General features: G+C 64.7%; 22 protein-coding genes and 1 pseudogene. 15 read left to right on the top strand and 8 right to left on the bottom strand.

Translation table 11 applies throughout. The features are described 5' to 3' along the window. Window positions 1-15: 15 nt before the first annotated feature. Complete coding sequence (locus tag GCN75_RS23345) at window positions 16-786, bottom strand: AraC family transcriptional regulator (RefSeq protein WP_152258401.1); 771 nt, start codon at window positions 784-786, stop codon at window positions 16-18. Window positions 787-916: 130 nt separating this feature from the next. Between GCN75_RS23345 and GCN75_RS23350 the strand changes: the two genes are divergently transcribed. The 3 genes from GCN75_RS23350 to GCN75_RS23360 all read left to right on the top strand — a co-directional run bounded on the left by GCN75_RS23350 (window position 917) and on the right by GCN75_RS23360 (window position 3,517). After that, on the top strand, window positions 917-2,167 hold the full coding sequence (locus tag GCN75_RS23350; RefSeq protein ID WP_152284518.1) for an MFS transporter: 1,251 nt from the start codon (window positions 917-919) through the stop codon (window positions 2,165-2,167). 44 nt (window positions 2,168-2,211) lie between these two features. Further along, window positions 2,212-2,706, top strand: a complete 495-nt coding sequence (rraA, locus tag GCN75_RS23355; protein WP_152284519.1) for a ribonuclease E activity regulator RraA — start codon at window positions 2,212-2,214, stop codon at window positions 2,704-2,706. A gap of 169 nt (window positions 2,707-2,875) precedes the next feature. After that, window positions 2,876-3,517 (top strand): choice-of-anchor C family PEP-CTERM protein, encoded by a 642-nt coding sequence (locus GCN75_RS23360; protein WP_152284520.1) that lies wholly within the window; start codon window positions 2,876-2,878, stop codon window positions 3,515-3,517. Between the two features lie 103 nt (window positions 3,518-3,620). Here GCN75_RS23360 and GCN75_RS23365 read toward each other — a convergent pair whose 3' ends face one another. Next, on the bottom strand, window positions 3,621-4,004 hold the full coding sequence (locus GCN75_RS23365; protein ID WP_152284521.1) for a MerR family transcriptional regulator: 384 nt from the start codon (window positions 4,002-4,004) through the stop codon (window positions 3,621-3,623). A gap of 83 nt (window positions 4,005-4,087) precedes the next feature. Here GCN75_RS23365 and GCN75_RS23370 point away from each other — a divergent pair, with 83 nt between their 5' ends. From GCN75_RS23370 to GCN75_RS23380, 3 genes are all read left to right on the top strand, one after another. Further along, on the top strand, window positions 4,088-4,525 hold the full coding sequence (locus tag GCN75_RS23370) for a hypothetical protein (RefSeq protein ID WP_152284522.1): 438 nt from the start codon (window positions 4,088-4,090) through the stop codon (window positions 4,523-4,525). Window positions 4,526-4,627: 102 nt separating this feature from the next. Next, window positions 4,628-6,445, top strand: a complete 1,818-nt coding sequence (locus GCN75_RS23375; RefSeq protein ID WP_152284523.1) for a DUF4153 domain-containing protein — start codon at window positions 4,628-4,630, stop codon at window positions 6,443-6,445. A gap of 125 nt (window positions 6,446-6,570) precedes the next feature. Continuing rightward, complete coding sequence (locus GCN75_RS23380; protein WP_152284524.1) at window positions 6,571-7,359, top strand: hypothetical protein; 789 nt, start codon at window positions 6,571-6,573, stop codon at window positions 7,357-7,359. A 277-nt stretch (window positions 7,360-7,636) separates the two neighbouring features. Here GCN75_RS23380 and motA read toward each other — a convergent pair whose 3' ends face one another. Together motA and GCN75_RS23390 are read right to left on the bottom strand one after the other, a co-directional pair. Then, the gene (motA, locus tag GCN75_RS23385; RefSeq protein WP_092794839.1) at window positions 7,637-8,500 is read right to left on the bottom strand and encodes a flagellar motor stator protein MotA; all 864 of its coding nucleotides are present in this window, start codon (window positions 8,498-8,500) and stop codon (window positions 7,637-7,639) included. A gap of 42 nt (window positions 8,501-8,542) precedes the next feature. Further along, window positions 8,543-9,463: a LysR family transcriptional regulator gene (locus GCN75_RS23390; protein WP_152284525.1), complete on the bottom strand. Its 921-nt coding sequence runs from the start codon at window positions 9,461-9,463 to the stop codon at window positions 8,543-8,545. A 106-nt stretch (window positions 9,464-9,569) separates the two neighbouring features. On the opposite strand from GCN75_RS23390, the gene GCN75_RS23395 reads away from it, so the two are divergent. Then, window positions 9,570-10,739, top strand: a complete 1,170-nt coding sequence (locus GCN75_RS23395; protein ID WP_152284526.1) for a mandelate racemase/muconate lactonizing enzyme family protein — start codon at window positions 9,570-9,572, stop codon at window positions 10,737-10,739. Between the two features lies 1 nt (window position 10,740). On the opposite strand, the gene GCN75_RS23400 is transcribed toward GCN75_RS23395, so the two are convergent. Beyond that, entirely contained in the window at window positions 10,741-11,097 is a 357-nt protein-coding gene (locus tag GCN75_RS23400) for a glyoxalase superfamily protein (RefSeq protein WP_152284527.1), read from the bottom strand. A 40-nt stretch (window positions 11,098-11,137) separates the two neighbouring features. Further along, entirely contained in the window at window positions 11,138-11,842 is a 705-nt protein-coding gene (locus GCN75_RS23405) for a hypothetical protein (protein ID WP_152284528.1), read from the bottom strand. 183 nt (window positions 11,843-12,025) lie between these two features. On the opposite strand from GCN75_RS23405, the gene GCN75_RS23410 reads away from it, so the two are divergent. The 8 genes from GCN75_RS23410 to GCN75_RS23445 all read left to right on the top strand — a co-directional run bounded on the left by GCN75_RS23410 (window position 12,026) and on the right by GCN75_RS23445 (window position 20,046). Beyond that, window positions 12,026-13,084 (top strand): Lnb N-terminal periplasmic domain-containing protein, encoded by a 1,059-nt coding sequence (locus GCN75_RS23410; RefSeq protein WP_193317620.1) that lies wholly within the window; start codon window positions 12,026-12,028, stop codon window positions 13,082-13,084. Between the two features lie 180 nt (window positions 13,085-13,264). Beyond that, on the top strand, window positions 13,265-14,518 hold the full coding sequence (locus GCN75_RS23415) for a DEAD/DEAH box helicase (RefSeq protein ID WP_152284529.1): 1,254 nt from the start codon (window positions 13,265-13,267) through the stop codon (window positions 14,516-14,518). Window positions 14,519-14,599: 81 nt separating this feature from the next. Continuing rightward, complete coding sequence (locus GCN75_RS23420) at window positions 14,600-15,076, top strand: hypothetical protein (protein WP_152284530.1); 477 nt, start codon at window positions 14,600-14,602, stop codon at window positions 15,074-15,076. A gap of 162 nt (window positions 15,077-15,238) precedes the next feature. After that, window positions 15,239-16,057, top strand: a complete 819-nt coding sequence (locus GCN75_RS23425; RefSeq protein WP_226941530.1) for a response regulator — start codon at window positions 15,239-15,241, stop codon at window positions 16,055-16,057. Further along, window positions 16,054-16,386: a hypothetical protein gene (locus GCN75_RS23430; protein WP_152284532.1), complete on the top strand. Its 333-nt coding sequence runs from the start codon at window positions 16,054-16,056 to the stop codon at window positions 16,384-16,386. Before GCN75_RS23425 ends, GCN75_RS23430 begins: the two co-directional genes overlap by 4 nt. Then, entirely contained in the window at window positions 16,383-17,222 is an 840-nt protein-coding gene (locus tag GCN75_RS23435) for an HDOD domain-containing protein (protein WP_152284533.1), read from the top strand. The genes GCN75_RS23430 and GCN75_RS23435 overlap by 4 nt, the downstream gene beginning before the upstream one ends. Before the next feature lie 14 nt (window positions 17,223-17,236). After that, window positions 17,237-18,700 carry an ATP-binding protein gene (locus GCN75_RS23440; protein WP_152284534.1) on the top strand — a complete coding sequence of 488 codons (1,464 nt, stop codon included), beginning with the start codon at window positions 17,237-17,239 and terminating at the stop codon, window positions 18,698-18,700. Beyond that, window positions 18,697-20,046, top strand: a complete 1,350-nt coding sequence (locus GCN75_RS23445; RefSeq protein WP_152284535.1) for an HD domain-containing phosphohydrolase — start codon at window positions 18,697-18,699, stop codon at window positions 20,044-20,046. The genes GCN75_RS23440 and GCN75_RS23445 overlap by 4 nt, the downstream gene beginning before the upstream one ends. Here GCN75_RS23445 and GCN75_RS23450 read toward each other — a convergent pair. Continuing rightward, the gene (locus tag GCN75_RS23450; RefSeq protein ID WP_152284536.1) at window positions 20,043-21,365 is read right to left on the bottom strand and encodes an ATP-binding protein; all 1,323 of its coding nucleotides are present in this window, start codon (window positions 21,363-21,365) and stop codon (window positions 20,043-20,045) included. The two genes, GCN75_RS23445 and GCN75_RS23450, sit on opposite strands and share 4 nt — an antisense overlap. Before the next feature lie 81 nt (window positions 21,366-21,446). Then, window positions 21,447-21,643 (bottom strand): annotated as a pseudogene (locus GCN75_RS23455) (hypothetical protein); the annotation flags it as partial.

Genomic DNA, 21,643 nt, shown 5'->3' on the forward strand with positions numbered 1-21,643 from the left:
CCGGCCGGTGCGCGCTCAGGGACGCCCGCCCTGCGCAAAAAACGCCGAGGGCGAGCTGCCGAAGGTTTTCTTGAACATGGCGGAAAAGGCCGACTGGCTGGCGTAGCCCAGTTCTTCGGCCACCTGCGACAGCGGCACGCCGCGCGCGATCAGGGGCGCCGCGTGCGCCAGGCGCACCTGCTGGCGCCACTGGCCAAAACTCATGCCCAGCTCCCGTTCGAACAGCCGCGCCAGGGTACGCTCCGAGGCGCCGACCTGCTGCGCCCAGTGTTCCAGGGTCTGGTTGCTGCCCGGTTTCTCGATCAGGCTGTCGCACAGGGTCTTCAGGCGCTTGTCGCCCGGCAAGGGAACGCGGATGGGGCGCGTGGCCGAGCGCTTCAATTCATCGAGGATCAGTTCGGCCAGCAGCGCCTCGCGCGCGGGTTCCTGTCCCGGGTCCAGCTGTTCCAGCGCCATGATCAGCTGGCGCAGCAAATTCGACACTTCCAGCACCTTGCAGTCGCGGCCCGCGAATGGCGCGCGCGCGGCATGGATGCACAGGGGGCGCAAACGGGTTTTTTCCAGTATCGTAACGGCATGCTCGACGTTGGGCGCGATCCAGATGGCGCGCATGGGCGGCAGCACCCAGCTGCTGTTGTTGGCCGTGATGCGCAGCACGCCTTCGAGGGCCATCGTGACCTGGCCCCAGGGATGGCTGTGCGGCAATAAAAATTCATCGGGTTGCAGGTCGCGCGCGATCATCGTCACGGGAATCGTCGCGCTGGGCGCTTCCCGTGGCGGACACATACGGGTATGGTGGAGGATAGGTACACCCATCAGCTTGGCCTTAATTCGATAAATTATGTCGTTCTGTCGGAAAACAGACGATGGTATTTTGCATACACTTGAGCTTCACCAGTATAAGACAGGGTATGACATGATAACAACTAAGCCGGCAACGCAGTTGCCCCCGCCTGTGCCACCATCGCTGCGCAGCGATGCGCGCGTCATCGCCCTGGTGGGGCTGGCGCATGGCGTCTCGCACTTCTACCACCTGATCCTCGCGGCCCTGTTCGTCTGGCTGAAACCCGCATTCGGCCTGTCGTATGCAGAACTGGGCTTGCTGATGACGGTGTTTTTCATCATCTCGGGCGTGGGGCAGGCGCTGGCCGGCTTTGTCGTCGACCGCTTCGGCGCCCGCGCCGTGCTGTTTTCCGGTATTTTCTTGCTGGGCGTGTCGGCGCTGGCCCTGTCCACCGCCCACAGCTATGCGGCGCTGATGCTGGGCGCCATGCTGGCAGGCATGGGCAACAGCGTGTTCCATCCGGCCGACTACACGATACTCAACCAGCGCGTCTCGGCGGCTCGCGTGGCCTACGGCTTTTCCGTGCATGGCATCAGCGGCAATATCGGCTGGGCCCTGGCGCCCCTGTTCATGACGTATGTTGCCACGCACTACGACTGGCGGGTGGCCCTGCAATGCGCAGCCGTGCTGCCGTTCGGCGTGCTGCTGATCCTGTTCCTGAACCGCCACGCCATCCGCCCGGAACCCGTGAAAAAGGCGGCGCCTGGCCAGCCGGCCGGCGGCGAAGGCACGCTGGACTTCCTGCGCCTGCCGGCCGTGTGGATGTGCTTTGCCTTCTTCTTCATTACCGCCATCGCCCTGGGCGGCATCCAGAGCTTTGCCAGCGTGGCCCTCGTCAAGCTGTACGGCATGAGCCTGGCGCTGGCCACCAGCGCCTACACGGCTTACATGCTGGCCTCGGCCGTGGGCATGCTGGCCGGCGGCGTGGTGGGCGCGCGCAGCAAGCAGCCGGACCGCAACGTGGCGATCGCCTTTTCCGTCGCCGCACTGCTGGCCGTGCTGCTGGCCATGGCCGTCGTGCCGGCCTGGGGCGCGGTGGTGCTGATGGGCGCCATCGGCCTGACATCCGGCGTGGCGGGGCCGTCGCGCGACCTGATGATACGCGCGGCCGCACCGAAGAATGCCACGGGGCGCGTGTATGGCGTCGTGTATTCGGGCCTCGACAGCGGCCTGGCCGTGGGACCCCTGTTCTTTGGCGCGCTGATGGACGGCGACCATCCGGCCCTGCTGTTCGTCTTCATCGGCGTGTTCCAGGCGCTGGCGATCGCCACGGCCGTGGGCGTGGGCGGTAAAACACGTGCCGTGGCGCTGCAAAAGGCATAGAATCGTTGCCATCCGACACCATTCACCCACTTCCAGGAGCCAGCATGACTTTTGCCACCACCGATCTGTGCGACGACTATGCAGCCATGCTGGATGAGGGCACCCTGGCCGTGCTGCCGCCCGTGTACCGCGCCTTCGGCCAGCGCGTGCGCTTCTGCGGCCCAGCCACCACCTTGCAAGTGTTCGAGGACAATGCGCTCGTGCGCAGCACCCTGGAAACGCCGGGCCAGGGCCACGTGCTGGTGATCGATGGCGGCGGCAGCCTGCGCCGCGCGCTGGTGGGCGGCCAACTGGGCGTGCTGGCCGAAAGCAACGGCTGGGCCGGTATCGTTGTCGATGGCTGCATCCGCGACAGCGACGAAATCAATGTCTGCCAGATCGGCGTGCGCGCGCTGGCCACGCATCCCCGCAAGAGCAACAAGACGGGCGCCGGCCAGCGCGACGTGCGCGTGCAGCTCAGCGGTGTGGCCGTGCATCCGGGCGACTGGATCTACGCGGACGCGGATGGCATCCTGGTGGCGCGCCAGGAACTCGACTGAGCCGTTCTTCACCGGGGGGAGGGCGGCAGCAGCGGCACGCACGGCGCCGGAAGCGTTACATATTGTCCACATTAAATATATTTTTGCAAAGTTCTTTGATTTTCATCCTGGCTGGGATATGATTTCACTTAAGGTAACTTTAATGCCAATAAGGCAAGGAAATCATCTCATGAAAATCGCCACCATCGCAGCAGTTGTCGCCCTGTTTGCTGCCGGCACCGCCAGCGCCAGCCCCGTCAACCTGATCACGAATGGCAATTTTGAAACGGTCGCTCCCGGTTACACCTTCGACAGCGGCTTTAAAGTCGTCAACAGCGGTTCGTCGGCCATCACGGGCTGGACCGTTGGCGCCAGCTCCGTCGACCTGATCCGCAATGCATATAACGCCATCGACGGCTACAGCATCGATTTGCTGGGTACGCCAGGTCCGGGTTTCCTGTCGCAAAATTTCAATGTCGTTGCCGGCCAGACCTACAGCCTGACCTTTGACATGGCGCGCAATTCCGGCGGCCCCGCAGGCCAGGGCGTGAGCGTCAATTTCGGTGGCGTGGTCGGGGATTTCTACTCGACGGCTGCCGCCTCGAATACCTTGTACAGCAATACCCTGAGCTTCACGGCCGCCACCACCGGCCTGGCGACCCTGTCGTTTGCCAGCGCCGCCAAGGCCGGCACGCCGTTCGACAATTACTCGGGTGCCGTGATCGACAACGTGTCCGTGATGGCCGCCGTGCCGGAACCGGAAACCTACGCCATGCTGCTGGCCGGCCTGGGCCTGATGGGTTTCCTGCGCCGCCGCAAGGCCGCCAAGTAATCCCGGCTTTACGCCACGTCAAGACCGCCTGCTGCGTTGCACAGGCGGTTTTGTCATTCTGGGGGCGCGTAGCCCGCATCGGGCCACAGCCGCCGCGGCAGTCTTAGCTGACTGCATCGGCATTGCCGCGCAAGGGGCAGTCCGCCGCCTGCGGCTCCAGCCGCCGCGCCAGTTCGCCGCGCAACTGCGTCAATCCCGCGATGCGCGCATCGATTTCACCCAGCTTGCGCGCCAGCGCCGCGCGCAGCAGGTCCGCCGTGGCGGGATCGCCGGCGCTGGCCAGCAGCGGCATGTCGGCCTCGATTTCCGCCAGCGTAAAACCCAGCTGTTGCGCCGTGCGCAGGTAGCGCAGCCAGTCCGCCGCCTCGGGCGGGTAGTCGCGGTAGCCGTTCGCACCGCGCCGCGCGCGCAGCAAGCCCCGTTTTTCATAGAAGCGCAGGGTATCGCGGCTCAAGCCCGTTGCCTGCGCCATCTTGCCGATCTGCATGGTTATTTTTCTTTCATAAAATGCTTGACCATGGAGTGTACTCCAGCCTTGATCATGGGCGCTTTCCATCGACAGGAGTTGCCATGTTGTCCGTTTCCGCCTTCCGCCGCCTGGTGCGCGCCAGTGCCATTTATGATGTGCTCATGATTGCCCCGTTTACCACGCCGTGGACGTTCTTGCTCATGCGCGAGCACTTAAGCGCCCTCAATGTGGGTCTGGGCGGCGTGCCGCTGCCCGTCTTCGGACCGTTTCATCTGCTCATCAGCAGCCTGCTGGGCAGCGTGGTGCTGGTCTGGTCCGTGCTGCGCACGCTCGATCCGCAGCCGCGTTTCGGCCGTTTCGATGCGGCGGCGCGCTATCTGTTTTCCACCTGGATGGCGTGGGCGCTGCTGGTGACGGGCCAGCCCCTGCTGTGGCTGTTCCTCGTGCCGGAGCTGGCCTGGGGCCTCGCGCAAAGCTTGCCAGTGCGCCGCAGCGAGGGCGGGCTGGAAGGGCATGCGCGCGAATCGCTGTTGAGATGACGATAACGAAATGCAATAATGGCCGTGCTCGCAGTGCAACAATGACTGCAATGAACGACTATTAAGGGAATGACTATGCAGCAGGATGCCGCAGGAAAAAACATGGCGTTGCTCGATCCGGTAGTGGCGCCGCGGATCGCGGTGACGCGCCTGGTGACGGGCCTGCTGCAAGGCTTGCTGCTGTACTGGCTGTACAGCACGGCGCAAGACAAGGTGTGGCCCGCCACGGAAGCGTATCTGCTGGGGCCGTTGATGCTGATCAGCCTGCTGCTGCCCATTTTGCTCGTTTCCAGCCTGGGCCATATGTCGGCAAAGCGCATCGTCCTGTGGATGGCGGGCGCGGCTGCCGTGATGGCCGTGCTGGCCTGGCATGACGTGGCGCGCGGCGCTGAACACGTGATCTGGGGTAACTACAAGCCGGGCGCGCCGCTGCGCGTGGTCTCGGCCCAGCTGTTCGGTTTCAGCGTGGTGGGCTTCTATATCGCCCACGCGCTGGTGCTGGCCAGCGCCCAGGATGGCCAGCGCATCGCCCGCTATCCCACCTATTTTGAAATCGCCTGGAAGTTGGGCATCCAGCTGCTGTTTTCCCTGCTGTTCGTGCTGGGCCTGTGGCTGGTGCTGTGGCTGGGCGGGCAGCTGTTCCTGCTGATTAAACTGAGCTTCCTGAAAAAGCTGCTGGGCCAGGCGTGGTTCGTGATCCCCGTCATCTGCTTCGCGTTTTCGTTCGCCATCCATATCACGGACGTGCGCCCGTCCATCGTGCGCGGCATCCGCACCCTGCTGCTGGTGCTGCTGTCGTGGCTGATGCCGATTGCCGCCGTGCTGGTCTCCGGCTTCCTGCTGACCCTGCCATTCATCGGCTTCGAGCGCCTGTGGGCCACGCGCCATGCGGCTTCCGTACTGCTGGGCATGGCCGGCGTGCTGGTGGTGCTGATCAATGCCGCCTTCCAGAACGGCGAAGTGGGCCATGGCGTGGCGCGCGGCATCCGCCTGGGCACGCGCCTGGCCTGCCTGCTGCTGCCGTGGGTGGTGGGCATCGCCATCTATGCGCTGACCCTGCGCGTGATGTCGCATGGCTGGACGTCCGACCGCCTGATCGCTGCCGCCTGCCTGCTGGTCGCCACCTGCTACGCCGTCGGCTATGCCTGGGCGGCCAGCAAATATGGCGACTGGCTGCATTTGATCGCCAACGTCAACGTGGCCACGGCCGGCGTCACCCTGCTGGTGCTGTTCGCCCTGTTCTCGCCGCTGGCGGACCCCGCGCGCATTTCCGTGGCCAGCCAGATGGCGCGCCTGGACAGCGGCAAGGTGGGCGTGGACAAGTTCGATTTCGAGTACCTGCGTTTCCAGGGCGCCCGCTATGGCCAGGCGGCCTTGCTGGAATTGAGCAAACGCACGACGGGACCTGACGCGGCCGTCATACGGGCCCGCGCCGAGGCCATGCTCAAGCGCCAGAACCGGCTCGACGAGACGGGCGCGCTCAGCGATGTGTCGATCAACCTGACCCTGCGTCCGGCCACGGCGAAATTGCCGGAAAGTTTCCTGCGCCAGGACTGGACGCAAGTGGGCCCCGCCTGGCGCCTGCCCGCCTGCCTGAAGCGGGCAGGGCCCCAGTGCGATGCCTACCTGCTCGATTTCGATGGCGATGGCAAGCAGGACGTACTGTTGATCAGCAACGATCCGCGTGCCTCGTCGGTGCTGCTGGCGGAAAAAGAGGATGGCAACTGGTACGCGCGCGGGCAAATCCCCACGGACGCCCTGCGCTGCAAGCCCCTGCGCGAGAAACTGCAGGCAGGCGAATTCCAGCTGGTGCCGCCGAAAGTGCGCGAACTGGAAATCGAAGGCCAGCGCGTGCCCATGACTTTATATACGCCGGAGGACGAGGTCAGCTGCCCGGATGAGACGGCGCCGGGCCTGTAAAAGAGAGGGAACCTGGCGTGCCGAATAGAGCCTCTTGCTGCTTTCAAAGAGACAACTTCATAGACCGGGCCAGTCCGGCTATGCGCCAGGAGCAGTCAATTGCCGTCGCCTAAAAAAAAGAAAAGATGTTTGCGTTCTTGAGGAGGAAGGAACTATCACTGCTCGTCGTGAAGTTAAATGGAAAGGCAGTTTGTTCAATTGCAGCAGCTGAGCTTCCTTGTGAAAAGAACCCGGCGATTCAATTGGAAGCGAACAGCGTTTTGGAACTAATTGATGCGAAGGGCCATAGTCATAGGCACGAGCTTGGGGAGTCCACCGGCTGGTTTCATTTTTCCATTCGGGTCCACCCTAATCTCGCTTGCCAGGCAGACTGTGTAATCACAGACGCAAGAGAATACGATCCTGATGCCTTTTCCGAAGGAAGGGCAAGGGGAATCCGGTTTCAACCGTTTTTTATATCCGGCGCCAGCGTGGCGAACGACAAACTGTATGGCCAGGGCCTTTTTGCCAGAGGCTTGCACTTCAGCGGCAATATCACACCCGGGAACACCATTCTTTCTTGTGTATGTGACCGCTGTAAACGCTCATTTCAAATCCATTCCTACCATTCGGGCTTCAGCAGCACCGGCTACTTCTATTCCGACTCTGGCAGATTTACCATCACAGTCCATGATCGTGTCCCTGGTTGCCCAGCCGCTCTTGCACAGCCGGACCCAGTCCATCTCGCTACGTTGGAAGCGAAGCTGCCGCGCGCGCCTGACGGCACGTCATATAGATACGCAAATCCATTCCGCTGTCCACATTGTTCGGCGCCGTACATCGATTTCGATGCCTATCCGAAGAATCGGCAAACTGAATACTACGGAAATTACTTTGTCGGCTCCGAGCTGCTTCGCTATGAGTTTGGTGATTGACTGTCCGCTTCGGGGCTGACGGCTACCGTACCAGCGTTGCCCGTGTGACGTGGGGCAGCGATGCGGCACAGATGCAAACTGAATTGCTGCGCAAGCTGCTGTGGGAAATGAGCCATGACATGGACAGGCCGGAGGCAGCCTGGCAGTTTTTCGCATCCAAGGTACGCAAGCATCGGGACGGCGCTCTGGCTGGCAGCAGAACCAGTTGCGGCCGGCATCCTGGTCGGAATCTCTCGCTTGCCGGCTCGCATATTTGCTGGAGGTGGGTCAGGCGCCCCTAGTTCTTCGTGCGCACTTGGCGCACGTGGTTTTCCAGTTCGCTGAACGATGGGCGTTCCGTGGCGGAAATGACCTTGCGGCCGAATTCCACGGCCAGGGCCGGTGCATAGCCGTTCAGGCTGGCCAGCAGGGTCACTTTGACGCACTGGTACATCTTTGCCGTTTCATGGTGCTTGCGGCGCAGCAAGCTGGCCAGCGGGGCGATGAAGCCGTAGGCCAGCAAGATGCCGATGAAGGTGCCCACCAGCGCCTGTGCGATCAGCACGCCCAGCTCGGCCGGTGGCAAGCCCACGGACGCCATCGTGTGCACCACGCCCATCACGGCGGCCACGATGCCGAAGGCGGGCATGGCATCGGCCAGCTGCGAAATCGTCTGGATCGGCATTTCCGCATCTTCATGGTGCGTCTCGATCTCGTTATCCATCAGGTTTTCGATCTGGTAGGCGTCCATATTGCCCGACACCATCAGGCGCAGATAGTCGGTGATGAATTCCAGGATGTGCTCGTCGCCGAGCGTGTACGGGTATTTCACGAAGATGGGGCTGCGGTACGGGTCGTCGATATCGTCCTCGACGGACATCAAGCCTTCCTTGCGGATCTTGCTGAGGATTTCATACATCAGCCCCATCAGTTCCATATAGCGCGCTTTCGTGTATTGCGAACCGTGGAACAGGGTGGGCAGGGCGGCAAACGTGGCGCGGATGGCCTTGGCGTCGTTGCCGACAAAGAAGGTGCCCAGCGCGGCGCCGCCGATCATCAGCAATTCCAGCGGCTGGAACAGGGCGCCCAGGTGCCCGCCCTGCATGGCGAAGCCGCCGAAGACGGAAAACAGCACGACGATAAATCCGAGTATGACTAGCAAAACTTACTCCCTCATAATATTGCCATATCGCAATATTGTAGTTTAACCTGATTCGGCGGCCGTGGCCGCATCCGGCTGCAACTGCTGGCCGAGAAAATTGATTAAAGCGCGCACTTTGGCGGGCAGCTGGTGGCGGCTCGGGTAGTAGGCGTACAGGTCGGCGGGCGCCAGCGCGTAGTCTTCCAGCACCACGCGCAGGCGGCCGCTGTCGAGGTAGCGGGTCAGGTCCCATTCCGAGCGCAGCAGGATGCCGTGACCGTCCAGTGCCCAGCCCAGCACCACGTCGCCATCGTTGCTGGCCACCGTGCCGCGCACCTTCACCGTGTGCGTGGCGCGGCCGCGGCTCAGCCGCCAGATGCCGTAGGCGTCATCGTTTTGCCGGTGCACGATGCAGCGGTGGTGCGCCAGCTCGTCGGGCGTCTGCGGCGTGCCGTGCGCCTGCAGGTAGGCGGGCGAGGCGCACAGGAAGCGCCGGTTCGACATGATGCGCCGCGCCGACAATCGCGTGTCGGGCAAGTCGCCGAAGCGGATGCCCAGGTCGTACGCCTGTTCCACCAGGTTGATGGGACTGTCCGTCAGCTGCAGCTGCACTTCCAGCTGCGGATGGCGCAGCGCGAACTGCGACAGCAGGGGCGCGATCACCGTGCGGCCGAAGCCCAGGGTGGCGTTGACGCGCAGCAGCCCGCGCGGTTCCGCGCTGCCGCTGGCCAGGGACTCCTCCATGGCGCGGATGTCGTCGAGAATCTGCCGCGCCTGCGCCAGGTAGCTTTCGCCATCGCCCGTCAGGCTGATGCGCCGCGTGCTGCGGTTCAAGAGGCGCACGCCCAGGCGCTGCTCCATCAGCACGAGGCGTTTGCTGACGGCGGGCGGGGTGATGCCCAGTTCGCGCGCCGTGGCCGACAGGCTGCCCAGCTTGGCCAGCAGCACAAAGAAGGCCATTTCCGTGGTGGCGTCCGTTTTCATGGGTCATCTTTCACTTCAAGTGAATAATGGTTTAAATTTCAGCCCATTATATGGCTTTGTATCGCGGGTAAGCTGGCGTCATCGTTTTCACCCACAGGAGACCCGCATGAAAATCGTTGAAATCCGCGAACAGACCATTCCCATTTCCTCTCCCATCCGCAACGCCTACATCGATTTCACCAAGATGACCCTGAGCCTGGTGGCCGTCGTCACGGACGTGATGCGCGACGGCAAGCCCGTCGTCGGCTACGGCTTCAATTCGAACGGCCGCTACGGCCAGGGCATGCTGATGCGCGAGCGCTTCATCCCCCGCATCCTCGATGCCGATCCCGCTTCGCTGCTGACGGCGGACGGCAGCAACCTCGACCCGCACAAGGTGTGGGACTGCATGTATACGAATGAAAAGCCGGGCGGCCACGGCGAGCGCTCCGTGGCCATCGGCACCATCGACATGGCCATCTGGGATGCCGTGGCGAAGATCGAACGCAAGCCATTGTTCCAGCTGCTGGCCGAGCGCCACGGCACGGGCGTGCCCGATAAACAGGTGTTCGTGTATGCGGCGGGCGGCTATTACTACCCGGGCCAGAGCCTGTCCGCCCTGCAGGACGAGATGCGCAGCTATATCGACCGCGGCTACACGGTGGTCAAGAAGAAGATCGGCGGCGCTTCGCTGGACGAGGACTTGCGCCGCATCGACGCCATCCTGGAGGTGCTGCAGGATGGGCAAAAGCTGTGCGTGGATGCGAACGGGCGCTTCGACCTCGATACCTCGATCGCCTACGCCAAGGCGCTGCGCCAGTACGATTTGTTCTGGTACGAAGAGGCGGGCGACCCGCTCGACTTCGAGATGCAGGCGACCCTGCGCAGCTATTACGACAAGCCCATGGCGACGGGCGAGAACCTGTTTTCCATGCAGGATGCGCGCAACCTGATCCGCTATGGCGGCATGCGCGCCGACCGCGACTGGCTGCAGTTCGACTGCGCCCTCAGCTACGGCCTGGTGGAATACCTGCGCACCCTGGACATGCTGCAGCAGCACGGCTGGTCGCGCAGCCGCTGCATCCCGCACGGCGGCCACCAGATGTCCCTGAATATCGCGGCAGGGCTGGGCCTGGGCGGCAATGAATCGTATCCGGACTTATTCCAGCCTTTCGGCGGCTTTCCCGATGGCGTGCGGGTGGAAAACGGCCACATCACCATGCCGGACCTCGTCGGCATCGGCTTCGAGGGCAAGGCCAACCTGTACGCGGCCATGCGCGCATTGAGCGGGCAGTAAATCAGGCGGCGCGTTGCCAGAAGCGCAGCCGGTTGCCGAACGGGTCCGCCACTTCCAGGATGCGGCCCCAGTCCTCGTCGCGGATGCCGGGCCGCGCATACGGGTAATCCTTGTCGCGCAGCTCCGCGTGCAGGGCGGCGACGTCGTCGACGGGGATCAGCAGCGCCGCTCCGGGCGTGGCGTCGCCGTAGTGTTCACTGAGGTGCAGCACGAGCTCGCCCCGCGTCACCTGCAGGTACAGGGGCGCCTTGGGTTCGAAGCGGTGCTGCCAGTCCAGGGTGAAACCGAGGAAGCCGAGGTAGAACTCGCGCGCTTTTTCTTCGGAAAAGCTGCGCAGGATGGGAATGGGAGCATGCATGGCGGCGCTTTCAGGCGGTGGCGATAGCGCCATTCTAGCGTCAGGCCGGCGCCTGCCGTTTGACCTGCGCGGCGGCGCTGGTCTTCTCCCAGCGGAACAGCCACATGATCACCAGCTTGGTTGCGGCGCTGACGCAGGCCAGCAGCAGCAAGGGCCAGCCCGTTTGCAGCCCCATGACGCAGGCAAAGAAGATGGTGCTGGCATCCATGGCCAGGATGAACTGGCTCATTTTCAGCGACACGGCGCCCGTCTTGCCCGAGCGCCAGATCAAACGGATCTGGTGCGCATAGCCCTGCGCCAGCAGCACGGTGACGGCGACGATCAGGCTTTGCGAGATCACGCGCTTTTCATCGCTGAAGGTGGGGCCGAAGGCCAGCCCCGCCACGCCCGCGCACAGCAGCAGCGCACACGCCAGCAGCGCATTGCGCGAGGTCCGGCTGCGGCGGTCGCGGTCGATTTCGTACAGGATGGCCAGCGCAATCAGGGAGGCGACCAGGCGGGGCCAGACGATGTAGTGGTTGAACGGCGTGATCGAATAGCCGTATACAAAGAATGCGCAATACGCGAGGAAGCTGACGGTGAACTGGTTGATGGACAGGATGTCCGTCGTCTTGCCGTGCGCCAGGCTGGCATCGCGCTTGCGCTGCCAGATTTTTTGCAGCTGCGACCACAGGCCAAACAGGCTGACGACGATGAAGACGGAATTGAGGCTGCCCGCGAAGGCGTAGAGGGTAGGGGGCTGCAAGGGATCTCCTGGAATGGACGCAGCATCGCTGCGGCGGCAGCCTGCCTTGTCTATACATTTTATTTTGGCAATATGCTCTCATGAAATAAATTAGCAGGCAAGCAATGATTACGCTGCCGGGGCCTGGTGCCGCACGGCTTGCCGGAACGCCCCTGTTCCTGCGCTTGCCCGTATAATCGGGGCATGACTTTCTTATCACATCGTGCCCGCTCCGTGCTGGCCACCCTCGGCAAAATGGCCGTTTCCCTGATTATCCTGTTGACTGCACTGTGGGGCGCGCTGGCGCTGTGGTACCAGCTGTCCGGCGGCACGGCGGCGCAAGCCATCGGCGCCTTGCTGTGGGGCGGGCTGGGCGTGGCCAGCATCGCGCTGTGGTGGACGCGCGGCGACGCGCGCGTGCTGCTGCCGTACGCGGCCGGTTTTGTCCTGCTGCTCGTGTGGTGGAGCCTGATCGCGCCGAAACAGCAGCGCGTGTGGGCCGACGACGTGGCGCGCAACGTCACGGGCACGGTCAAGGGCAGTACCGTCACGCTGGACAATGTGCGCAATTTCGACTGGCGCAGCGACGACGACTACACGGTCAGGTGGGAGCAGCGCAGCTACGACCTCGACGAGCTGCGCACGGTGGACACGGCGCTGTCGTACTGGACGGGGCCGTATATCGCGCACACCCTGATCTCGTTCGGCTTTGCGGACGGGCGCTTCCTGACGTTTTCCATCGAAATCCGCAAGGAAAAGGGCGAGAGCTTTTCCGCCATCGGCGGCTTCTTCAAGCATTTCGAAATGAGCCTGATCGCCGCCGACGAGCGCGACATCCTGCGCGTGCGCACGAATGCGCGGGGCGAGGACATGCATCTGTACCGCGTGATGATGCCCAAGGCGGCCATGCGCTCGCTGTTCCTGGCCTACCTGGACGAGGCGCAAGCGCTGAAGAACCAGCCGCAGTTCTACAACACCCTGACGGCCAACTGCACCACCATCGTCTTCGAGATGGTGCGCCGCATCGTGCCGGGCCTGCCGCTCGACTACCGGCTGATGGCCTCGGGCTACCTGGACCGCTACCTGTTCGACGTCAAGGGCCTGGTGCCCGGCCAGACCTTCCAGCAGCTGCGCACGGGAGGCCACGTCACGGCGCGCGCGCGGGCGGCCAACGACGACGCGGATTTTTCGCACGCGATCCGCCGGGGCATGCCGGGCTACGATGAAACGGGCCACCCGAAGCTGCAAATGCCGCGCCAATAGTGGACAAAATCCCTAGGGCGGTGTAGCCCATGCCTTGCCGTACCAGCGTACTGTCTGCGGCATGGCACCTGGCCCTGAGCATTTTGTCAGCCGAGTCGCACCCTTGCTTTATACTGTCACCATATCCCGACCGGCCGCACATTGCGGCCGGTCTCACTTTACGAATAAAGAAGGCCCGCTATGCCATTTTCCTCACTGGGTCTGATCCCCTCCCTGGTCCGCGCCGTCGACAAGGCCGGCTATGCCGCGCCGACGGCCATCCAGGCGGCCGCCATTCCCGCCATCCTGCGCGGCAGCGACGTGCTGGGCGCGGCCCAGACGGGTTCCGGCAAGACGGCCGCCTACGCGCTGCCGCTGCTGCAGGCGCTGATGGCGCCCGTTTCCGGCCCGCGCCAGGTGCGCGCGCTGATCCTCGTGCCCACGCGCGAGCTGGCGGCGCAGGTGGGGCAGACGGTGCACGCGCTGGCCAAGCCGCTGCCCGTCAAGCTGAAGATTTCCGTGCTGTTCGGCGGCGTGTCGATCAATCCGCAGATGATGGACTTGCGCGGCGGCGCCGATATCGTCGTCGCCACGCCGGGCCGCCTGCTGGACCTGGTGCGCCAGAATGCCGTCAAATTGGGCGGCGTGTCGCTCTTCGTGCTCGACGAGGCCGACCGCCTGCTGGACATGGGTTTCAGCGAAGAGATCAACGCCATCCTCGCGCTGCTGCCCGGGCAGCGGCAAAACCTGTTTTTCTCCGCCACCTTCCCCGATAGCGTGCAGGCGCTGGCCGACAGCCTGCTCAAGGAACCCGTGCGCATCGAAGTGGCGTCCGAACCGCAGGACAAGCCCGACATCGTGCAGCGCGCCATCACGGTGGACGTGCCGCGCCGCACGCAGCTGCTGCGCTACCTGATCCTGCAGCAGCAGTGGGAGCGCGTGCTGGTGTTCGTCGCCACCAAGTATGCGGCCGAACACGTGGCCGACAAGCTGCAGCGCGCGGGCTTGCACGTGGGCGCTTTCCATGGCGAGTTCAGCCAGGGCACGCGCAGCCAGCTGCTGGCCGACTTCAAGGCGTGTCGCCTGCAGGTGCTGGTGGCCACGGACGTGGCCGCGCGTGGCATCGACATCGCCGGCCTGCCTGCCGTCGTCAACTACGACTTGCCCCGCTCGGCCGTCGACTACACGCACCGCATCGGCCGCACGGGCCGCGCCGGCGAAAGCGGCACGGCCATCAGTTTCGTGACGGCCGACACGGAAGCGCATTTCCGCCTGATCGAAAACCGCAACGACTTGCGCATCGTGCGCGAAGTGGTGGCCGGCTTCGAGCCGACGGAACTGCCCACGCCGGCGAGCACCGCGACCGATACGGTGAACGGCGGCGTGAAGGGCGCGCGCAAGAGCAAGAAGGATAAATTGCGCGAAGCGGCAGCCAAGGCGGCCGCAGGCAATTAAATCCCCCTTATGTGCGCTAGCCGCTTGAACGGCTGGCCGTCCCGCCTTAAGATGATGTTTCTATAAAGCAAGGGGACGGCAATGCACATGACATTCATCGCGCGCGCGGGCGCGCTGGCTTGCGCGCTGGCGCTGGCTGGCTGCGCCGGCATGGGGGGGAACGGCAGCAATCCCGGCGACAAGGCCGGCATGCAGATGCCGGGCAAGACGGCGGCCGATGCGGCCGTGGCCGCCACCTGGTACAACCCGCCCAGCGAATTTCCCGGCATCTGCCTGACCCAGTTCAAGGATGGCAGCCTGCGTTTCGACGGCGGCTTTGCCTTCTACAACCCGGGCCGCTGGTCATACGATGCGGCCACCGCCGAGCTGCGCCTGCAGCTGGCGCCCACGCCATCGCTGGAATTGTCGCACGCGCAAATCGTGCAGCACATGAACCTGCTGCGCATCGAGGCGGACAAGAATACGCTGGTGTATGGCGTGAAAGCCGGCACCACGGCCATCGGCCTGGGCGGCTTTGTGTTTTACCGCGATACGCCTTGTCCCGCACGGCGCGGATAAGTTCCGGATAAGTGCCATGCGGGAATATTTAGTCGTATAATTTCAGCGCAAGGGGACGGCCGCGCAAGACTGTGCCGCGCGGCAAATTTCCCCCTCAGGCAAGCTCCCGTATCGCCATGGCGATGAGAGGATGGTCCGATGGATGTGCACGATGAGCATGGTATGCCAGGGACTGCGGCACCGGCCGCGCAGCCGCGCACCTTGCTGCTGGTCGACGACGAGCCGAATATCCTCGCTTCGCTCAAGCGCCTGCTGCGGCGCGATGGCTACCATATCCTGACGGCCGGCAGCGGCCAGGAAGGGCTGGAGGTGCTGGCCAGCCATGCGGTCGACGTGATCGTGTCGGACCAGCGCATGCCCGGCATGCTGGGCGCCGACTTCCTGCGCAAGGCCAAGCTGCTGTGTCCGCAGACCATACGCATCATGCTGTCCGGCTATACCGAATTGCAGGCCGTCACGGACGCCGTCAACGAAGGCGCCATCTTCAAGTTCCTCACCAAGCCTTGGGAAGACCATCAGTTGCGCGAGCATATCGCCGAAGCCTTCCGCCTGAAGGGCATCGACGATGACAATGCGCGCCTCAATGCGCAGCTGCGCGTCGCCAACCAGGCGCTGGCGGCCGCGAATGCCGCCATGCAGGCGCTGGTCAGCCAGCAGCAGCACCAGATCAGCCGCGACGAGGTCAGCCTGGGCATCGCGCGCGAATTGCTGCAATTTCTGCCGTTGCCCGTGATCGGGCTCGACGAGGATGGCATGATCGCCTTCATCAACGCGGCAGCGGCCAACCTGTTCGAGCGGGGCGCGGCCCTGCTGGGCAACGAGGCGGCGCTGGTCTTGCCGCAGCTGTTCGACGGGCAGGGCGCGCCCGGCCTGGCCGCCATCGACGGCCAGCCGTATGCCGTGGCCGTCCATCCCATGGGCCTGCATTCGCGCTCGCGCGGCAGCCTCGTCACCCTGAGCCGTCATGGAGCGGATACATGAGTGAAAGCGGACGCGAGATTTCCATCGAGCAAGCAGAAGAGGGCATGGTGCTGGCGCAGGCGCTGAGCGACGCCAGCGGCGCCGTGCTGCTGGCCCAGGGCGCCACCTTGACGGCGGCTAACCTGACGGCCTTGCGCAGGCGCAATGTGGAGCGCTGCCACATCGTGGCGGACGACGAGCCCGACCCCGCCGCGCAGGCGCATGCCGAGCAGGAACGGGCGCGCCGCCTGGAGCGGCTGGCCGTGCTGTTCCGCGCCACGCCGCCCGATGCCGCCGGGGCGGAACTGCTGGCGCTGCTGCGGCGCTATCGGCAAGGGAGCGGGGCATGACACGGCTCAGTTTTGAACATATCATCCGCCAGATACAGGAACTGCCCTCGCTGCCGGTGGTGGTGCTGGAGCTGCTGTCGAGCATGGACCAGGACGATACGGACGTGCATGTGCTGGCGCAAAAGATCGAGCTGGACCAGGCACTGGCGGCCAAGACCCTGCGCATCGCCAATTCCTCGTTCTACGGCATGCAATCGAAGGTCACCAGCATCCCGCAAGCCGTTTCCGTGCTGGGCTTTCACAGCATCCGCACCGTCGTCACGGCCTGCGCGCTGACGAGCAGCTTCGCGCCCGTGGGCGGCGGCTTCGATTTCCAGGCGTTCTGGCGCCATTCGCTGGCCACGGCCATCGCCGCGCGCCTGCTGGCGCCGCACTTGCGCGTCAATCCCGAGACGGCGTTCACGGCCGGCTTGCTGCACGACCTGGGCACCCTGGTGCTGGTGACGCGCTTCCCGGCCGAGCACGCGCTCGTGCGCAGCCACCGCCAGGCGCACGATTGCCAGATGGTCGATGCCGAAGTGGCCGTCATCGGCATCGACCACGCGCAGGTGGGCAGCGCCCTGGCCGCCTACTGGAAGTTTCCCGCTGCGATACAACAGGCGGTGGCCGACCACCACGCCCTCGAGCGGCTGGACGCGGGCGGCTTGCCGCTGGTCGTGCACATGGCCAATGCCGTCGCGCTGGCGCTGGACCTGGCCGGTATCGACGATGCGCTCGTGCCGCCCCTGTCGCCCGCGGGCTGGCGCAGCCTGGCGCTGGACGAGCGGGCCTGGTTCGCGCTGCTGCGGCAAACCGAAACGACCTACGATGAGATGTCCCGGATCATGCTGGCATGAACAGGAAAGAGGCCATGGACACAGATGCAGGGCACGCGCGGCCCGCCGCGCCGGCACCCCGCCAGGGCGATTCCATCGCGCTGTCGGCCTTTTTCGACGGCCATCCCGTGGCCACGTTCGCCATCGACACGGACCACGTGGTGACGCACTGGAACAGCGCCTGCGAACAGCTGCTGGGCTTTACGGCCGCCGAGATGGTGGGCACACGCGACCACTGGAAGGCCTTCTATCCGCAGCCGCGCGCCTGCCTGGCCGACTTGCTGGTGGCTGACGATATCGCGTTCGGCGAAAGCGAGCTGTACCAGGGCAAGCTGCAGCGTTCCGTCGTCATCCCCGGTGCCTACGAAGCGGAGGATTTCTTTGCGAATATCGGCCCCGACGGCCACTGGCTGCACTTCACGGCCGCGCCCCTGCGCGACCTGGACGGCCGCCTCGTGGGCGCCATCGAAACCTTGCGCGACGTGACGGAACGCCACCATGCGGAAAGCGCGCTGCGCAAGGCGCACGCCAACCTGGAACACCTGGTGGCCAGGCGCACGGCCCAGCTGGCCGAAATGAACGAGCGCCTGGCCGACGATATCCGCCAGCGCGAGATCGCCGACCTGGAATTGCGCGAACGCAACCTGGCCCTGACGGAATTGAACAGCAAGCTGTCGCTGGCCCAGCAAAAGCTGCTGCAGTCGGAAAAGCTCGCTTCCATCGGTCAGCTGGCCGCCGGCGTGGCGCACGAGATCAACAATCCCATCGGCTATGTGTTTTCCAATGTGGGCACCCTGGAAGGCTACCTGGACGACCTGTTCAGCATGCTCGACGCCTACGAGGAAGCGGAGCCGGCCGTCGCCGACGCCGTGGTGGCGGCGCGCCTGCGCGCGCTGCGCGAACAGATCGACCTGGATTTCCTGCGCACCGACATCCCGCTGCTGATGGGCGAGTCGAAGGAAGGCATCGCGCGCGTGCGCCGCATCGTGCAGGACCTGAAGGATTTTTCGCGCACGGATGCGCACCAGGAGTGGGTCTGGGCCGACCTGCGCCAGGGCATCGATACCACGCTCAATATCGTGAATAACGAGGTCAAGTACAAGGCCGACGTGGTGCGCGAGTATGGCGACATTCCCGATATCGAATGCCAGCCTTCCGAACTGAACCAGGTGATCATGAACCTGGTCGTCAACGCCGCCCACGCCATGGGCGAGGCGCACGGACGCATCACCCTGCGCACGGGCAGCGACAACGCGGCGGAAGTGTGGATCGAGGTCGAGGACACGGGCGGCGGCATCGCACCCGAACACCTGTCGCGCATCTTCGATCCCTTCTTCACCACCAAGGCCGTCGGCAAGGGCACGGGCCTGGGCCTGTCCCTGGCCTACAGCACGGTGCAAAAGCACCACGGCCGCATCGACGTGCGCAGCGTCATCGGACGCGGCACCACCTTCCGTATCACCTTGCCCGTGCGTCAGGCGCAGGCCGTCGCGCCATGACCATCAACGAACAGGACAGCATGAGCACCAGCCCCAGCGCCAGCACCGCGGCCGCGCCGCCGACCATCCTGTGCGTCGATGACGAGCCGAATATCCTGTCGTCGTTGCGGCGGCTGTTCCGCCCGCACGGCTACCGCGTGCTGACGGCCGAGAGCGGCGCGGCGGGCCTGGCCCTGCTCGAGGGCGAGGCGGTGGACCTGGTCATCTCCGACATGCGCATGCCGCACATGGATGGCGCGCAGTTCCTGGCCCAGGTGCGCCAGCGCTGGCCCGGCACCATGCGTTTGCTGCTGACGGGCTATGCGGACATCCAGTCCATCCTCGACGCCATCAACCAGGGCGAGATCTACCGCTACGTGACCAAGCCGTGGGACGAAAACGACATCGTGCTGGTGGTGCGCCACGCGCTGGAGCGGCGCGCGCTGGAACAGGAAAAACAGCGGCTGGAAGCGCTGACGGCCAGCCAGAACGTGCAGCTGCAGGCGCTCAACGCCAGCCTGGAAGCAAAGGTGGCCACGCGCACGCAGCAGCTGAAACAGTCGCACGACGAGGTGCAGGCGGCCAACGAGCGCCTGAAGGCCACGTTCGTGACGACGATCAAGGTGTTTTCCAACCTGATCGAAATGCGCGGCGGCAAGCTGGCCGGCCATGCGCGGCGGGTGGCGGAACTGGCGCGCAAGCTGGCGCTGGCGTTGGGCCTGGAAGGGCAGGAGGCGCGCGACGTGTTCATCGCGGCCCTGCTCAAGGATATCGGCAAACTCAGCTTGAGCGACGATGTGCTGGAACTGCCGGCCAGCGCCTGGACGGGCGAGCAACTGGCCGCGTTCCGCAAGCATCCGCTGCGCGCGGAACAATTGCTGATGGCGCTCGACGAACTGCGCACCGTTTCCGTGATCCTGCGCTCGCAGCTCGAGCGTTTCGATGGCGGCGGCTTTCCCGATGGCCTGGTGGGCCTGGCCATTCCGCTGGGCGCGCGCATCCTGGCGCTGGCCTCGGATTACGACGGCTTGCAGATCGGCGCCATGGTGCAGCGCAGCCTGCGCGCCGAGGAAGCCCGCAGCCTGATCTACGACAGCGTCGGCAAGCGCTACGATCCCGCCGTGGTGGCCGCTTTCCGCAGCATCATGGACGAGACGGAGCCGCCGGCGCGCGACCTGACGGTGCTGTCGGGCCAGCTGGAGCCGGGCATGGTGCTGTCGCGCGACCTGATCAGCCGCGATGGCCTGATGCTGCTGGCGGCCGAACACGTGCTGACGGCCCGCGTGATCGCCCAGCTGCTCGATTTCGAAGGCAAGAATGGCGGCCGGCTCAGCATCCGCGTGTACGCGCCGCCCAAGGATGCCTAGGCGTTCGCGGCCGGAGGCTGCAGGGGCAGGTGCACGGTGAAGCGCGTGCCGCGGCCCACTTCGGACGCCACCTCGATGCGTCCGCCGTGCTTGTTGACGATGCCGTACGACAACGACAGGCCCAGGCCCGTGCCGCTGCCCACGGCCTTGGTGGTGAAGAACGGTTCGAAGATGCGGTTCAGGTGCTGGGGCGCGATGCCGGCGCCCGTGTCGCCGATCTCCACCCACACCCAGCCGTCCGCGTGACCCGTGCGGATGCTGATCACGCCTTCGCCGCTGATGGCCTGGCCCGCATTGACGAGCAGGTTCATGAAGACCTGGTTCAGCTGCGAAGCCAGGCACAGTATGGGTGGCAGCTCGCCATACTGCTTCTCGATGCGGGCCTTGTATTTCAATTCGTTGGCGACGATATTCAGGGTGCTGTCCAGCCCCGCGTGCAGGCTGGCGACTTGCCAGTCCGTCTCGCCCACGTGGGAAAAATCCTTCAGCGCCTGCACGATGTCGCGCACGCGCTTCAAGCCATCCATCGATTCGCCGACCAGGTCCACCATGTCGTCCTGCAGGAAGGCCAGGTCGGCCTGCGCGCGTACCTGGGCCACGCGCGCGGCCAGCGCCGCGCCGTCGGACTCCTCGCGCATCGCCGCCTCATACTGGGTAATTACGCCGAAGAGGGTGCCGACATAGGCTTGCAGCGAACTCATGTTGGAGTTGACGAAGCCGATCGGGTTATTGATTTCATGCGCGATGCCGGCCGCCAGCTGGCCGATGGACGCCATCTTTTCCGCCTGCAGCAGCTGGTCGTGCGCTTCCTGCAGCTTGCTGATCAGTAGTTGCTGCTCTTCGCCGCGCGCCTGCAGCATCGCTTCCATGCGCTTGCGCTCGGTGATATCCGTCAGCGAACCGATCACCTCGAACGGCACGCCGTGCTCGTCGCGCACCAGGCGCAGGCTGTCGTGCATCCACAGGTAGCTGCCGTCCTGCACGCGGAAGCGGTATTCATACGCGCGCGCGCCTTCGACGAAGATCTGCGCCAGGCTGGAAAAGATGCCGGGCGCATCGTCGGGATGGATGTGGTCGAACCAGAAATTGGGGTCGGCCACCATGTCCTCGGGCCGGTAGCCCAGCACGTTCAAGGCATTGTTGCTGACAAAAGTCATCTTGAAGTCGCCGCTGGGCACGGTGCAATAGATGATGGATGGGGTATTGTCGAGCAGGTATTGCAGGCGCACGGCCGTGGCGGCCGACGCATCGTCGCCAGGCGCCGCGCTGCCATGCCGGCTGGCATCGGGAGTAGATAGGTCGAAATCCTCGAACTGCATCGTCACACCTCGCGGCCTGCACGGCATTCATGTCACCCTGGCTCGATTATGCCTGATTCTGCCTGTCCCGGACCGCCGCGTTCAAGGGGCCAGCGGCTGCTCCACCACCGCCATGCGCCGCGCGATGCGCTGCGCCGTTTGCGTGTCGCCCGCCTGTTCGGCGCGCAGGCGCTGCACGCCCAGCCACGCCAGCAGCGGACGGCGCCAGCCCTGGTCCGAGGCGGTGGCCACGGCCGTATCGAGCAGCTCCGGCGTGGCGCGGCTGGCCCGCAGCAGCA

The organism is Janthinobacterium violaceinigrum (genome assembly GCF_009208555.1).
Taxonomy (GTDB): domain Bacteria; phylum Pseudomonadota; class Gammaproteobacteria; order Burkholderiales; family Burkholderiaceae_D; genus Janthinobacterium; species Janthinobacterium violaceinigrum.